This window comes from Microcoleus sp. BROC3, assembly GCF_036702515.1.
GTDB lineage: Bacteria > Cyanobacteriota > Cyanobacteriia > Cyanobacteriales > Microcoleaceae > Microcoleus.
Genome location: NZ_JAUBTQ010000008.1, coordinates 96,190 through 112,044, shown reverse-complemented (window position 1 = coordinate 112,044; position 15,855 = coordinate 96,190). Strand labels below are relative to the sequence as shown.

Genomic DNA, 15,855 nt, shown 5'->3' with positions numbered 1-15,855 from the left:
TCGCCATCCGTTTATTTGATTGACAATTTTTATAAAATCTGGTATATTTTCCATCTCTGGAATATCAAAAAACAGCGCGCCAGTCTTCTCCAACATTATTTGTAACAGCCGGAACAATACCTCCCTTTAAAACTTCTCAACAATCAAACTAACTCAGTTAGGCGAAGGGAGCATAAAAAAAGATTTTTGTCAATATTCGATTGAGGTGAAAGTTAGGGGCGATCGACTCTCCTCCGCACCGGAAAAAGATCGATCGCTGCTGCGGTTGGTTTGTGCTATGAATTTGATGTGTGTGTACCAGGAGAATTTGATCGTGGAACTTTATAAAGAACCGAAACACCAGATAGTTTTTGCAGATTCACAAGTTACAGATTGCGAAAGTTTAACAGAAACGGCGAATCCCGATACAGAAATTGTTATTCTGAAAGCCGATCGCGACGGCATCGAGCAAATCGCCGAAACACTTAAACAGCGGAAAAACATTGCAGCCGTCCACATTTTATCTCACGGCGCAGCAGCCAGCTTGCAACTGGGGCGCACAGAACTCAATCTCAGCAACATTGAAAGCTACCGCAATTATTTAGAAACATGGTTTGCTTTGCCAGCAGCCGAAGCAAACTCGAACTCTCCAATTACAGCTAAACCCGAAATTCTGCTTTACGGTTGCAACGTCGCCGCCACAGAAGCAGGTGTGGCTTTCGTCCAAAGGCTGAGCCAGCTCACGGGGGCAAATATTGCAGCTTCAGACAACTTGACCGGGAGTGCCGCCTTGGGTGGAGACTGGGAACTCGAAGTAACTACTGGCAACATAGAAACACCATTGGCATTTTCTGCTGAGGCGAGGGAAGCTTATAGCGGCGTGTTAGCAACCTTTAGCGCTACCGACTTTACCAGTCTCAACAACGCCATCCTTTTTGCTAATGTCCTGCCGGATGCTGATGATATCAACATCACTGCTGCTATCACCTTCAGTCCCGGACAAGTTCTGCCTGTAATTACTAACCCTGTTAACTTTGTTGGCAGCGCTACAACTGGGATTACCATCAACGGCGGTGGTAATAGCCGACTATTTTTCGTGGACACCACTGCTACAGTCACCTTATCTAACCTCACACTTCAAAATGGAGTAGCAATTGGCAAACCGGGAACTCTTGGTGGTGGTGGCGGCGCTGGCTTAGGAGGCGCACTTTTTGTCAACAAGGGCACTGTCAAAATTGACAGCGTTACCTTTGCTAGCAATACAGCAACAGGTGGTGCAGGTGCAGCCGGGAACGGTGGTGCAGGTGGCAACAGCGACTTAAGCACCGGTAGCGTAGGCGGTACCCCTGGTGCGGCCGGGGCTGGTGGCGCAGGTGGTACTCCTGATGGCACTGGTGGTATTGGTGGTACTGCTCTTGCTGGTGGTACTGGCTTCCCTGGTGGTACTGGTGGTACTGGTGGCATTGGTGGTACTGGTGGAGCCACCAACGGCGCTGGAGGCAATGGTAGTGCTGGTGGTACTGGCGGTACTGGAGTCTTCGGTGGTGGTGGTGGTGCTGGTGGCACTGGTGGCGCTGGTCAGAATGGGACTGGCACTGGTAACGGTGGTAACGGTGGTGCTGGTGGCACTGGTGGTGCTGGTGGTGTCGGTGGCGGTGGCGGCCCCGGTGGCCTTGGTGGTGCTGGTGGTACTGGTACTGTTGCTGGTACCGCTGGTACTGTTGGTGTTGGTGGTGCTGGTGGCTTTGGTGGTGGCGGCGGTGCTGGAAGCACTGGTGGTGCTAGTGGCGGTGGCGGTGCTGGTGCCGGCGGTACTACTGGCGGTGGCGGTGGATCGGGTCTAGGTGGTGCTATTTTCCTCAATACAGGCAGCATCTTAAATGTGAGCAACAGCACCTTTAGCGCGAATACAGCGACAGGTGGTGCCGCTGGAGGTAACGGTACTGCCGGTCAGGGCTTAGGTGGCGCGATTTTTGTCAACACAGGTGCTACAGCTAACCTAGCTAATACGACCATTACCCTCAACACTGCCAGCACCAATAGCGGCGGTGTTTCCTACGCTGGGACTGTCAACGCCAACAACACAATCATCTCAGGCAATACTGGCGGTGCTAATCCTGACATTACAGGTAACGTCGTATCAACAGGTGCCAACAACTTAATTGGCGGTGCGGCCTTACTTGGCCCCCTGCAAAATAATGGCGGTGTTGTTTCAACCCACGCCTTACTTATTGGCAGCCCCGCGATCAATACTGGCAACGCAGCCACCGCCCTCAACGCAATAACTGGTGCGGCTCTTACTACTGACCAACGCGGCACTCAGTTCGGTCAGCCCTATGCACGCACGGTCAACGGCGCTGCTGACATCGGTGCTTACGAATACGGCCCCACTGTCACGGGTCAGAAATTTAACGACAGCAACGGCAATGGCACTAAAGACGGGACTGATGCCACCGCCACAACTCCAGCGCAAAACTTTGTTATTTATGTAGACAACAACAACAACAACGCGCCGGACGCCACTGAGAAGCAGGCTACCGTCGCCATAGGCGGTACATACACCCTCGTCGACACCAAGACTAACAGCCCGATTAAGGAAGTGGCAGTAACAGGTTGGCAGCAAACTCTCCCCGCTACAGGTGCAACTCCCTACAGCACAGGTGTTGCTGACGCTGCTACGGGCCGAGACTTTGGCAACTTCAAACTGACATCGATCGCAGGCAAAACCTACACCGATATTGCCGGGAACGGCTTCACTCTCGACGACACTACACGAAACGGTGTCACCGTCAACTTATACAAAGACACCAACGGCAATGGCACGCTGGAAGTCGGCACAGATACTGTTGTCGGCACGGCCCAAACGACTGCCGGAGCCGGAGATTACACATTCTCCGATATCGGCCCCGGCAATTACCTGATACAAGCCACTCCTCCAGCCAACTCCAGCATCTCTTTCCCCGCTGCCGCAATTCTCGTTAGCGCCCAAAGCGGTACTGCTGTCACCGCTCAAAACTTCGGCGTTTTCCAAAACATCACTGTCAGCGGCACCAAATTCACCGACCTCACCGGCAACGGCTTCACTGCTGACGACACGCCCCTCAACGGTACTACCGTTCGCTTGTTCAAGGATACTAACAATAGCAGCACTTTAGATACCGGCGACTCCGAAGTCGCCAAAGAAGTTACCGGAACAGCGCCTGCGCCTCCCGGTACTTATACGTTTGCCAACGTCGGTAGCGGTCGTCACTTTGTGAGAGAAGACGTGCCGACAGATTCCTCACAAACCGCCGGTTCGGCTTTTTATACAATTAACCCGGTCAGCGGCACAAATATTACAGCTCAAAACTTCGGCAACTTCCAGCTAGGCAAAATCAGGGGGCTCAAATTTAATGACCTCAACAAAAATGGCATCCAAGATGCGCCAGCAGAACAACCGCTAGGAGGCTGGACAATCTACGTGGATGCCAACAATAACGGCACCTTCGATCCTGATGAAGAAAGCGAAATCACCGATGCTACGGGTCAGTATGAGATCGACGACCTTAAAGCTGGCACTTATACAGTGCGGGAAGTGCCACAAACTGGCTGGACGCAAACTGCGCCTCCCGTCAACCCAGCCACGCCTACTCTTTCAGGCGCGTTTACGATCGCCGTCACCAGCGGCACAGACTCCCAAAACAACAATTTCGGCAACTTCAAGCCCAACTCGATTAGTGGTCTGAAGTTCAATGACATCAACAACAACCGGGTACAAGATACCGGGGAACTAGGGCTTGCCAACTGGCAATTCTTCCTCGATACCAACGATAACGCCACTCTCGACACCGGGGAACCGAACACCCTCACCGATGCCGCAGGCAACTACAAATTCCTCGATTTGTCAGCCGGAACCTATAAGGTGCGGGAAGTCTTGCAGCCTACTTGGACGCAAACTACCCCCAACCCCGCCGACATCACTGTCACCAGCGGTCAAGACATCGTTAACATCAACTTCGGCAACTTCCAGTCGAGCACCATCAGCGGTCAAAAATTCAATGACCTCAACAACAACGGCGTTAAGGATGCCGGAGAAGTGGGGCTAGCTAACTGGCAAATATTCCTCGACAGTATCACTCCGGATGGATTGTTTCAGCAGGGCGAACCCACTACCATCACCGATGCTGCGGGCAACTACACTCTTAAGGACATACCCGCAGGTACTTTCCAGGTAAGGGAAGTTCAGCAAAACGGCTGGACGCAGACGACCCCCAACCCCGCCCCCGTTACGGTTAATCCCCCAAATAACATCACGGGCATTGACTTCGGCAACTTCCTGCCCCAACCGGGGGCGATCCGAGGTCTGAAGTTCCAAGACAGCAACAACAATGGCACTCAGGATGCTGGAGAACCGGGTTTACCCAATTTCCAAATTCAGTTAACCAATGTCGTAGCTGGAACTGCTCCTGCTCCTGTTACTACTACCACAGACAACACCGGCAATTACCTGTTCGCGAACCTAACGCCGGGAACCTACCGCGTCCGGGAAGTCAACCAAACTGGGTTTACCCAAAGCACCGCCGACCCCGCCGACATCCCCCTGGCTTCGGGCGCTATTGTCAGCGGCATCAACTTCGGGAACTTCCCGACGCCTGTACCGACTCCGACGCCGACACCGCCTGAACCGACGCCGACACCGCCTGGAACGACACCGACGCCGACACCGCCTGAACCGACACCGACACCGACGCCTGAACCGACACCGACGCCTGAACCGACACCGACACCGACGCCTGCACCTGTACCGACGCCTGCACCGACGCCTGAACCGACACCGACGCCTGCACCTGTACCGACGCCGACACCTGCACCTGTACCTACAGATTTGGTTTGCCCTCAGGACTTCCCCAGGATTGTCGCTCCCAATCTGCCCCCCGGTCGGACTGGGGGTAATGCGATCGACGGCCCTAACGGCGACGAGACGATCGTTGGTAGTGCCGGCAGTGACTCTATCTTCGGATTGGGCGGCAACGATTTGATCTTTGGCTTACAGGGTGGCGACTATATCAATGGCAATACGGCCAACGATACTATCTACGGAGGCATCGATAACGATACTCTCTTCGGCGGCAAAGGCTTTGACCTGATTTTTGGCGATCTCGCTAACGATACGATTTATGGCAATCTTGGCAACGACTCGATCTCTGGCGACCAAGGCAATGACCTGTTGTACGGTGGCAAAGCCGATGACGTAATGTTGGGAGGCGCTGGGGATGACGTGCTAATTGGCGATCGAGGCAATGACACTCTCTGCGGCAACGACGGTAACAATACCTTAATTGGCGGCAGCGGCGATGATGTGCTCTTTGGTGGCCCCGGCGATGACTTGCTCTTTGGCGGCATTGGCAGCGATACTCTGATCGGCGGCAGCAGCAATGGCTTTGTCTTGGCAGCGGGCGGGGGAATTGACACCATTATCAACTTCACGGAAGGAGTTGATGAGATCGTCTTGGTGGGAGGCTTGGACTTCAATCAACTGTCATTTACCGAAACTAATGGCTCCACGGCGATCGGAATCGCGGGCAGCAACCAGATTTTGGCTGTAGTGACGGGCGTGCTGCCGAGCCAGTTATCGGCTCAGAGTTTTAGCTTGCTGGTTTAGTCGGCAGATAAAACTCGGCAGTTAAAACCGATCCTACAGTTGCCTGTAGTCCCTGCTGAGAGAGACTACCGAGAAGCAGAGCCTCGAAGCACGGGTTTCGAGGCTCTGCCAAAGAAGGGGAACGAATTCCGTTCCCCTTCTTTGGTCAAATTTGTTCGAGATACTTCAGCAAGTCGGCCATTTCTTGCGGACTCGGCTGAAACTGGGGCATTGGTGGGGTTTGCCCGCTGGTGACTTGGCGGATCAGATCGAATTCGGATTTGCGCTCGGACACTCCGTGCAAGTTGGGCCCGACTTGACTGTCTGAAACGGATATGTGACACCCCGCACAGTTCATTTGAAAGATGGCGGAACCCTGAAACGGGTTGCCCGTGAGGGACAGTACGCTTTTGACGTAAGGATCGGCGACTTGAAACTGACGAATTGCGATCGTCGCCAAGATGATGGCAAGCAACACCGCTACCGCAAATATGGCAAGTCGCTCGATCGGGTTTTTAATTTCATTCCTGGCAAATTGGTTATTCAAAGGAGTTCAATTAAAAATAGTATCTACAAGAAAATTTATTTCTCATAACATAGCTTAATCGTTCGCAGCGGGGAGAGCAAGGTCTGATACTTCCGGAAGGGCCTTTTTGGGAAAATTCATCTGTGTAACTGCTGGTAATATTAAAAATAGGTTGTTAAATCTTAACTTTAAGGAGATCTCATGGTAGAACCGCTGCTTTCAGGTATTGTTCTGGGTCTAATCTTTGTTACTCTGTCGGGGCTGTTTTTTGCTGCTTATCAGCAGTACAAGCGTGGCGATCAGTTGGGTATCAATAAGTAAAAGGGGCTACAGTCCCTAACTTAGGCTGGCAGGAGGAGTGGGAATTGGGAATTGGGCAGAGCGAAGCGGAGGGATGGGGCATGGGGCATTAATCTACCTACTGACTTCTTTCTTCTTCCCTCTTCCCTCTTCCTTATTCCTTGGTTAAAGATATCGATCGAGAATAGCAGCAGTTTGCAGCCCTGTTTTTTCCCAGCTAAATTGTTTTGCTCTGGCTAAACCGAGATCCCGCAAGTGCGATCGAACTTTGGCATCCACTGCAAGCTCTTGCATAGCAGAGGCAATTTCCTCGACGCTGTAGGGATTGACTAATACTGCTGCACCCCCCGCGACTTCTGGCATTGAAGACAGGTTAGAGGTGATGACAGGAGTGCCGCAGGCCATTGCTTCGAGCACGGGGAGCCCGAATCCTTCCCAAAGACTGGGGAAAACCAGCGCGATCGCCCGGTTGATGATTTTGGGCAAGTCGGCCGCGGGGAGGTAATCTAGAAATTTTACTCGATCGACCAATCCCAATTCTTGAACCTGCGCCTTCAGCAGCGGCGTATAGCGTTTGTCTTCCGAACCTCCTATCCACAATTCGTATTCGGAATTATGAGGCAAAGCAGCAAACGCTGCTACAACTCGCTGCACGTTTTTATAGGGGTTGTGGCGGCCGATATAAAGAAAATAATTGCTTGTTGGCAAGTCTAAAAAACGGAAAAAACTGGTGTCGTATCCGGGGCAAATTGGCGTAATTAAATTAGTAGGAATCTTGCAAAAATTAGCAATATCTTTGGCAGTTGATTCAGAGTCGCAGATGACGTGTTGAGCCTGCCGCAGCACTTGGGGAATGTAATAGCGGTGGTAAGGTGTCAGAGGATCGAAGCGGCGGGGAAATCGCAGCGCTATCAAGTCATGTACCGTAATTATATAGCGGCAACCTGCAAATAGAGGAGCTTCGGGAATTGGGGAAAATAACAGGTTAGATTTTAGCTGTTTGTAAATTTTTGGGAGTTGGGTTTGTGTCCACAGCAATCGGTTGATGTGTCCTTTGATTCCTTGTTCTGGTGTTAGGTTTCGGGGGATTTGGTAGCAGTTGTTATTGGGGAATTTTTCGGCTGTTAGTAATGTTGGATTGAGGGATTTTAGGTGGGGAAATAAGTTTTTGGCGTAGATGGCTAAGCCGGTTGGTTTGGAAATTAGGAAGGAGAGATTGATGAGCAGGTTAGATTGGGGATTGGGCATGAGATAATATGTAGATTGCGGTTTTTGGGTGGGATTTTTTTTATTTAATCTGAGATATTACACCATTTTCAATTAGGACTTTAGGAACAGGCAAGATGCCTGTTCCACAAGAAAGTTTATCTTTTGTGGAACAGGCATCTTGCCTGTTGCTGACAAGGGTGTAAGATGTGAGTTTAACCGCAGATGGTGCGGAAAGAAAGAGAGGGAAGATTTAAAGATATTGCTGTAAGATGTTGGCGGTTGCTGTTCCGGTTTTGTGCCAGCTAAATTGAGACGATCTGGCTAAACTAGCTTTTTTTAAGTTCGATCGCACTTTTGAATCTGTGGCTACTGTTTGCATGGCTTCGGCTATTTCTCCGACGCTGTAAGGATTGACTAATAATGCGGCATCTCCGGCTACTTCTGGCATCGATGACAGGTTGGATGTGATGACTGGTGTGCCGCAAGCCATTGCTTCTAAAATTGGTAAGCCGAATCCTTCCCAAAGTGTAGGAAAAACTAGGGCGATCGCCTGATTCATCAGTACGGGCAATTGAGAATAGGGAACGTAACCGAGAAACTTTACCAAAGATTGTAAACCTAATTGTTCAACTTGTGCTGTCAACTGTGGCGTGTAGGCATTGGGAGGCCCAGCTAGCCACAATTCGCAATTTGCGCGATCGGGCAAACTCGCAAATGCCGCAATTAATCTTTCTATGTTTTTATAAGGATCGTGTCTGCCAGTATAAAGAAAATAATTTTTGGTTGGCAAGTTGAGATATCTAAAATTAATATTATCGCAAGCTAGGGGAATTGCGGTCATCTTTTTAGGCTGAATTTGGAAAAAGTTAGCAACATCTGCCGCAGTTGCTTGAGAATCGCAAATAATGTGTTCTGCTTGTCGCAAAACCTGCGGTATGTAGTATCGAAAATAAGCTGTTAATCGAGAAAACCGTTGGGGAAACCGCAAAGGAATTAAATCGTGAACAGTGACGATGTAGCGGCAGCCGGAATACAAAGGTGCTTCGGGAAGTGGGGAAAATATCAGGCTTGACTGCAATTTTTTGTAAATTTTTGGCAAGTTGAATTGAGTCCACAGCAGCCTGTTAATTTGTCCTTTCGGCCCTCGATCCGGAGTCAGAGTTTCTGGGATTTGATAGCAAGTATAATTATCAATTTGCTGGGAAGCAAGTAATGTGGGTTCTAGCTGTTGCAGTTGCGGGAAAAGATTAGCTGCATAAGTTCCGATTCCCGTTGGTTCGGGTGTTAAAAAGGACAAATTGATTAACAGTGAATTAGACATGATTTTAGATATCCGGCGACTGAAAGTCGCAACTACACATACAAAGTCCGCCTGCGCGGACTGAAGAAAACGGTAATAAAATCGACTTTGATATTAGTCCTATGCAAGAGGAGTTTAGCTTTTGGTTAGGGGTTTTAAGCCCTGGTGGACTATTTAATTAGCTTTTAAGTTCGATCGAGCATTTGAGCTATATCCGCAGGATTTGGCAGCCGAATTGTAGCATATTCTTGGTGAATAATCTCAAAAAAACTATTGACTTTTTTCTCAAAACGTGCAAGTCTAAAGTTCTGACTGCGCTGCTGTGCACCAGCTTGAAGTTCTGCTAGCAAATCGGGATTAACAATTAGTTGATGTGAATGCTGGCAAAGTTCCTCCACGGAATTGAACAAAAAGCCCGATCGCCCATGTTCGACTATTTCCGGTTGACCGCCGCCGTTGAAAACAATCGGAGCACAACTATTTTGCATTGCTTCGACAGTCGCCATCCCGAAATGTTCAAATCTTTGAGGATTGACTTCACCCAAACCGCAGCCATGCCAAAATATGCTCGCTCTAGCATAAAGCGATTTTACCTCATCGAAGTCAGCATTCACTTTTAACTCGATCGCTCTTGAATCTTGCTTCAATAAATTCTGAACAGTCTTTAAATAAGGATTTTTCGGAATGCTGCTGCCGGCTAAAATTAGCCGCCATCCTTGAAGTTCTTCGGGATAATCTGCTAGCAAACTGCGGAAAGCTTTAATTAGTTCAATTTGCTTTTTTGTTCCCCCAGCTTCAAACTGTCCCACAGCCAAAATTATGTTTTCTTTCGGCACTTTAACTGTTGCCATTTCCACGGGCGGATAAAGCAAAAAAGTTGGCTGTCGGTTCCAGCGTTTCTCCAACCATTTAACAGTAAATTGACTGTTGGCAATAATAAAAGTGTAATCATCGACAGCAAAGTGACGGTTGCGGAAGGTATTGGGAAAGTGGCAGAAAAATACTGATATGGGCGACAGTGGTTTAACTTTTTCCAGTTGGTTTGCGTTGATAAAAATATCGTAGTTTTTGCTTTCTCTGGCAATTTCATCAAAGGGATTTTCCATATCTTCCACGATGATGCTAGAATCGATGCACTGCATTCCGCGTTTCTCGTAAAACGCCAAGGGCATAATTTTAATTTTGCATCCTGAAAGATTGAGTCCGTACCACGATTCTAAGTCGGAAACAGCAACTGGTTTGTTAGCGATAAAAGTAATGTCAAATTCATTTTGTAGAAGCGAGGCGAGAGTAGCGACGTATTTTTGACCGCCACCAATAAAATGCAGTCCGTGATCGTAAATGGCGATCGACATTTTGCGATCGCCCCGAACCACCTGTAACCGAGATAAAATGCGATCGACCTTCATGCGACTGTAAATCACTGCCAACTTTTCCGACAACTGCGGGATTACAGTTTCGATGATTTCTGGTTTCTGATAATCTAGAAGTTTTTTAATCGCTACAAATATACTCTCGAACAGCAACTCGTACTGCTTATGAGTAAAAAAATCCGAAGTATGAATTGAAGATACTAATTGCAACGGTTCATGTTTTGCCAAATACAAAAACCGATTGCGATTGCAGAAATACTCGGTAAGTTTGCTTCCTTTACTCGAACCCCGATATTCGTGATGGGCGATGGCGGCATGAGTATAAAGCATTTTCCAACCGCGTTTGTGACAGCGTTTGGCAAACTCTACATCCTCAAAATACATCACAAAATCTTCATCTATCGGCCCCACATCTTCCAGACATTCTCTCCGAAAAAGCACCGCCGCCCAACAAAGCCCTTCGACTTCCCGTTCTATATCGTACTGTCCAGAATCTTTTTCGCCAAAGCCGACATCTTGCCAATAAAAATTAGGTAATTGCTGAATGCCAGCGCTGTTAATCCGCCCGTCTTTAAACAGCAATTTGCCGCTAGTCCCACCTACTTTCTTATTAGTTTCTAGGATTTGGACAAGTATCTCTAACCAGTGACTGTCAAGGGTAGCATCGTTATTTAGAAAGCCGATATATTGCCCTTTTGCTTCGCTGATGCCGAGGTTGAGGGCTTTGGCAAAGTTGTTGGCGGAGTTGACAAAAATCCGTACTTTCGGAAATAGTTCGTGTAGCGAATTAACGGAATCGTCTTGAGAACAATTATCAATTACAATTAAATCGAGTTGCGATTCGGGATACGCAAGTTTTTGTAGAGATTTTAAGCAATCCTTCGTGTGGCGCAGACCGTTATAGTTGACTATAATTAACGAGCATATGGGCAGTGCAGTCATTCGATTTTAGATTTTAGATTTTAGATTTTAGATTGAGTAATTGAAGGATTGAAGAATTTTAGATTTTCGATTTAGGATTGAAGAATTGAAAATTTTTAGATTGAAAAATTGAAGGATTGAGGATTTTTCGATTTGGAATTTAGGATTTTAGATTGAGGAATTGAATAATTTTAGATTTTTGATTGAAGCATTGCTCTCGCGAATAAATCTGGGGCCTTGTGACAAAATTATTTTGGGTCATCTTGGATGCTTTATTGTTGTCGATCGAGCAATTGAGCGGTAATCTTCTCTAAAATAGCAGTATGTTGCTGCTGCACTGCTTTAATTTGCTCTATTTCCGACTGAAAAGCTGCGATCGCATTTTGTTGAGTCTCAAGCTGTGCTGTAACTTCGGGAGATCCGCTGCTGAATTCGGCTTGTATTTTTTTCTCTAGGCTTTGTTGATTTTCTTGCAATTTTTGCAATTGAATGCTCAATGTTTGAACGACGCGGGTATTAGCGAAATTGTAAATTACTTGTCGTTCGAGTACGGGTCTGAGTAATTTTCGGACTATTTTTCTAACTGCAATTACTGCGGAACCCAGCCGTCTTTGGTAAGAGGTAATGGGGATGTTATAAATGTCGAAACCAGCCTTTAAAAGGGCGATGTCTTCGTCATCTTCATCTCTGGCGAGCGCACTATTTTCAGTTCCCAACAGCGGCAGATCGGCAATACCAATTCGCGGCTCCAAAGTTTGTCGCAATCTATCTATGATTTGTTGAGTTGGTATTTCTTCGTACTGCAAACTTTTCTCTCTTTTAGATAACTTACTATGGAACAGGCATCTTGGCTGCTTGAATAATTGTAACTAATTGTGGAACAGGCATCTTGGCTATTCAAGGGCGGGCAGGATGCCCACCCCACAAGAAAATTCATCTCTTGTTAAATCAGGATTATTGCTTCCGATATTGGCAATATCTCAATTTAAGCTAACTCAATTTGACTGTCATCACCAATCAGAAACCGCAAAGCTTTTGGACGAGCTGGCGCATTTGTTAGTTGAGCTCGCTGCCCGATCACGCTGTCAACAATTCGCTGGTGAATGCCAACTATTTTCGCCCCTTGCAATATTACACTGTGTTCGATATCAGCATCAATCATCGTCACGCGATCGGCAATACTGCTGTAAGGGCCGATAAAGCAATTTTCAATGCGGCAATTTTCCCCAATTACCACTGGCCCCCGAACTGTAGAATTAATTACCTCCGTTCCTTCCCCTATTTGCACTCGCCCAATAATTTGACTTTTTGCGTCTACTTTTAATTCAGTTGAAGCTACGATACGGCTATCTAAAATGATTTGGTTTGCACTCAGCAAATCGTCTTTTTTACCCGTATCCAGCCACCAACCTTCTAAATTGCAGGCTTCTACGTTTTTTTCCTGATTGATGAGCTGTTGGATGGCATCGGTAATTTCGAGTTCGCCCCGGGGCGAAGGTTGAATTTGATCGATCGCCTCGTGGATAGTAGGAGCAAAAAAGTAAATTCCCACCAGTGCTAAATTTGACGGCGGAACTTTGGGTTTTTCTACTAACTGCAAAACTCGCCCGTTATCATCAACTTTTGCAACACCGAAAGCAGAGGGATTGGGAACTGGACGCAGCAAAATCAGGGCGTCTAGTTTTTGCTTGTTAAAAATCTCTAAGAACGGATCTAACTGATTCTGAATTAAGTTATCTCCCAAATACATAATAAACGGAGAATCTCCCAAAAACGGTCTGGCAATTTTCACCGCGTGAGCGAGTCCCGCCGGCTCTGCTTGCAAGATATAAGTAATTTTTGCACCGAAGCGAGATCCATCTCCTGTTTTCGTCTTCACCTCTTCGCCGGTTTCGGGACTAATAATAATCCCAATATCCGTAATCCCAGCCGCCACAATTCCTTCAATTCCGTACCACAGTATCGGCTTATTTGCTACAGGAACCAATTGCTTAGCACCCGTATAGGTGAGGGGACGCAAGCGTGTTCCTTTGCCGCCAGAGAGGATGAGTGCTTTCATGGGGTGAACTCTGAGTTATCCTTTAGGGTTTGCGGTGCTGGCTTGATTTGCCTGCACTTGTTCGCTCTTGTTGATTTTAAAGCACTGCTACCCCGCTGGCAAGAGTTGTCGTGTCTGATGATACAAATTATTTATGGCGATCGAGCTTTTATAGTCCTGGACGCATAGAGTGTCAGAAACCTGGTTTCTTCCCGAAGAAAGCACCTAAAAGCTGAGGTTTTTTGTCAAGAAACCCGGTTTCTCCAGGTTGCGAGTGCGGCAGTACAGATTTAATTGGGTACCCTTTTAATAGCGGCCGTATCGGGCAATCAATTGACTACCACTATTGTTTTGATTTGTCAACCAAGCCCACATCTGATCGCCAAGACAAAAATGCCACCATTCGTTAGGATGCTGCTGAAAACCCGCATTTATCATCACATTTTTTAAAATTTGCCTGAAACGGTGATATTGCTGTTCTTGTGGGTGATTGCTGTTAGCAAAATAATCGGGATAAGAACGTTCTGATATTTCATCAATCGGAGAACCCATATCAATTGGTCGATTATTTTGATCCGCTAAAGTTACATCTAAAGCAGCACCTGTACTGTGAGGGGGAGGCGTCGCGCGATCGAGGCTCGGTACTGCCCAAAATTGATATACGTGTTCTATAATTACTTGGCGTTTGTCTTCGGAAACCGGAAATTCGCAGCCTTGAGCTAAAGCAATTTGATTAAAAGTATAATCCACCATAAATTGCTGGACTTCGACCGGTCGATAAGCGTCAAATATCAGAATTTTCCAATTTTGATAATTTTGCTGTAGCTCAGTTTGAGCTGCGATTAAACTATCTACAACTCCTTGCCGCAAATAGTAAGGTGAATCTGCTTTACTGTTGTCATAGGGTGCACCCAACTTTTGATAGGGGTGCGGAATTTCAAAGGCAAAATGTTCTGGTGGAATCGGGACTAAAGGTTCGCCGCATTCGTCGATCGCTATTTGCTGATATGGTTTCATATCAAGGTTTTACTCTACTTTATTACTGATGAAGTACAATTGTATCGCAATTCATTTATATCAATGAATGTTCCTGAAATAGTTCAGCCAACTGTGGCAAATTCTTCATAAATAAGTCTATAAGTTGGTTATTATTTATGTTGCCTGTCGTCAATATCAACAGCTTGTAAGGTTGCTGCTCGATCATAAATTAGTCGAGAAAATCTCTATCTTTGGTGATAACAATTCTGCTTTCTTGGATTGAAAGCAAGTTAATTTCTGAATCGGGAGTTGCGTTTCGTCGAGGTAAATCCTTAGTATGAATAGTATCGCAACCAGCAGATTGCAGCACACGCGCCAGACGTACTGGTAATTGTGCATCTACCCAAATCTTCATTACACTAATACTCGGTATATGCTTTTCACTTGAGTCAGCCGCGCTGCAAATAGCAAAGCAGCTAGAATATCCTCATGTTCTAAATCGTCATAGTCTTCTATAATTTCTTTAGCATTCATGCCAGAACTGAGTAATTCAAGAATCAACTCTACTGGATATCGGAGACCGCGAATACAGGGTTTTACGTGACAGATATTGGGATCGAGTGTGATGCGCTGCAAAAGTTGGTTTTCCATATTTTAGGAGCAAATATTAAATAGATCCTAACCTAAAAAGCGTAGCTTTCGATCGGTTTGTAGTAAGGACTTTAGTGCTTTCAATCTCCACCTAAAGTCCTAAAGTCCTTACTGCCCAAAAATCCTAACTTTGGCGGTAAGCAACTACCGCATAAAACGGATCGCCGCTTCCTATGCGCAGCATTTGCATAAAACTCGGCAAGTTAGCCTTGCGAACTATTACTTCCGGCTTGCTAAATCCGGGTATGTTCGCTCCTTTGACATAATCAAAGTAACTCTTGACTAATTCTACGCGATCGCCCTCCGAACCTTCCCGCCAAGCCGCGATCGCCTTTTGATAAAACATCCGGTTGGAAAAGCTCACAATTGCTACGCCACCTGGCTTCAAAATTCGGTGAATCTCGGCAAAAATCGCATCCGGGTGTTGCAAATACTGTACAGAAACGCAGTTGACAACCGCGTCAAACTCTGAATCCGGCAGCGGCAATTTGGGATTTGCGTTCAAATTCTGCACAAAATAATGATTCAGTCTGCGATTTTTTGCCAACTCCTCTTCATTCATGCCGTGCCCTTCGACATGGGCAAATTGCATCTCGTCGGGGAAGTGAGAAACCCAACTGCTCATCATATCAAAAATCCGAGTATTCGGCTTCAGCCGTTCCCGATACAAATCGGTTAGTTGCTGAATGAATCCATCGTCTACGTGCGTCACAAACCGGGGATAGGAGTAGAACAAATTGTCGTCGGTATCGTCTAACTTGGTGCGTTTGTCGGCTGGAAGCAACATAAATTCTGATGGGAAAGTAGATTTATCCTTTCTAGTTTAAGAAAAATTAAGAATTGTAAACACACCTCCCAGGGCGGACATCCGGCACTCGGGTGATGCTCGATCGTGCGATCGATAATCCTATGGAAAGCTACATATCCTCCGCACCGCCACAGTCTGCGAGTGTACCTGCG

The 15,855-nt window shown here is 47.0% G+C and carries 12 protein-coding genes; 2 read left to right on the top strand and 10 right to left on the bottom strand.

Annotation, left to right across the window (positions count from 1 at the left end; translation table 11 throughout):
- Window positions 1-205 precede the first annotated feature (205 nt).
- Window positions 206-5,620 carry a DUF4347 domain-containing protein gene (locus QUB30_RS07335; protein ID WP_333331239.1) on the top strand — a complete coding sequence of 1,805 codons (5,415 nt, stop codon included), beginning with the start codon at window positions 206-208 and terminating at the stop codon, window positions 5,618-5,620.
- Between the two features lie 145 nt (window positions 5,621-5,765).
- On the opposite strand, the gene QUB30_RS07330 is transcribed toward QUB30_RS07335, so the two are convergent.
- Complete coding sequence (locus QUB30_RS07330) at window positions 5,766-6,146, bottom strand: c-type cytochrome (protein ID WP_333331236.1); 381 nt, start codon at window positions 6,144-6,146, stop codon at window positions 5,766-5,768.
- Between the two features lie 180 nt (window positions 6,147-6,326).
- On the opposite strand from QUB30_RS07330, the gene petG reads away from it, so the two are divergent.
- Complete coding sequence (gene petG, locus QUB30_RS07325; protein WP_015174208.1) at window positions 6,327-6,446, top strand: cytochrome b6-f complex subunit V; 120 nt, start codon at window positions 6,327-6,329, stop codon at window positions 6,444-6,446.
- Window positions 6,447-6,590: 144 nt separating this feature from the next.
- Here the strand turns inward: petG and QUB30_RS07320 are convergent, their stop codons facing one another.
- The 9 genes from QUB30_RS07320 to QUB30_RS07280 form a co-directional block, all read right to left on the bottom strand.
- Window positions 6,591-7,673 (bottom strand): glycosyltransferase family 1 protein, encoded by a 1,083-nt coding sequence (locus tag QUB30_RS07320; RefSeq protein WP_333331233.1) that lies wholly within the window; start codon window positions 7,671-7,673, stop codon window positions 6,591-6,593.
- 211 nt (window positions 7,674-7,884) lie between these two features.
- Complete coding sequence (locus QUB30_RS07315; protein ID WP_333331229.1) at window positions 7,885-8,955, bottom strand: glycosyltransferase family 1 protein; 1,071 nt, start codon at window positions 8,953-8,955, stop codon at window positions 7,885-7,887.
- Between the two features lie 164 nt (window positions 8,956-9,119).
- Complete coding sequence (locus QUB30_RS07310; RefSeq protein ID WP_333331226.1) at window positions 9,120-11,249, bottom strand: glycosyltransferase; 2,130 nt, start codon at window positions 11,247-11,249, stop codon at window positions 9,120-9,122.
- A 251-nt stretch (window positions 11,250-11,500) separates the two neighbouring features.
- The gene (locus QUB30_RS07305) at window positions 11,501-12,034 is read right to left on the bottom strand and encodes a hypothetical protein (protein ID WP_333331223.1); all 534 of its coding nucleotides are present in this window, start codon (window positions 12,032-12,034) and stop codon (window positions 11,501-11,503) included.
- 179 nt (window positions 12,035-12,213) lie between these two features.
- On the bottom strand, window positions 12,214-13,287 hold the full coding sequence (locus QUB30_RS07300; RefSeq protein WP_333331220.1) for a glucose-1-phosphate thymidylyltransferase: 1,074 nt from the start codon (window positions 13,285-13,287) through the stop codon (window positions 12,214-12,216).
- A 285-nt stretch (window positions 13,288-13,572) separates the two neighbouring features.
- Window positions 13,573-14,283 carry a M15 family metallopeptidase gene (locus QUB30_RS07295; RefSeq protein ID WP_333331217.1) on the bottom strand — a complete coding sequence of 237 codons (711 nt, stop codon included), beginning with the start codon at window positions 14,281-14,283 and terminating at the stop codon, window positions 13,573-13,575.
- Between the two features lie 190 nt (window positions 14,284-14,473).
- Complete coding sequence (locus tag QUB30_RS07290) at window positions 14,474-14,659, bottom strand: DUF5615 family PIN-like protein (RefSeq protein WP_333331213.1); 186 nt, start codon at window positions 14,657-14,659, stop codon at window positions 14,474-14,476.
- A complete protein-coding gene (locus QUB30_RS07285) occupies window positions 14,659-14,895 on the bottom strand; it encodes a DUF433 domain-containing protein (RefSeq protein WP_333331210.1) in 237 nt (78 codons plus the stop codon). Before QUB30_RS07285 ends, QUB30_RS07290 begins: the two co-directional genes overlap by 1 nt.
- A gap of 124 nt (window positions 14,896-15,019) precedes the next feature.
- Window positions 15,020-15,682: a class I SAM-dependent methyltransferase gene (locus QUB30_RS07280; RefSeq protein WP_333331206.1), complete on the bottom strand. Its 663-nt coding sequence runs from the start codon at window positions 15,680-15,682 to the stop codon at window positions 15,020-15,022.
- Window positions 15,683-15,855: the final 173 nt, after the last annotated feature.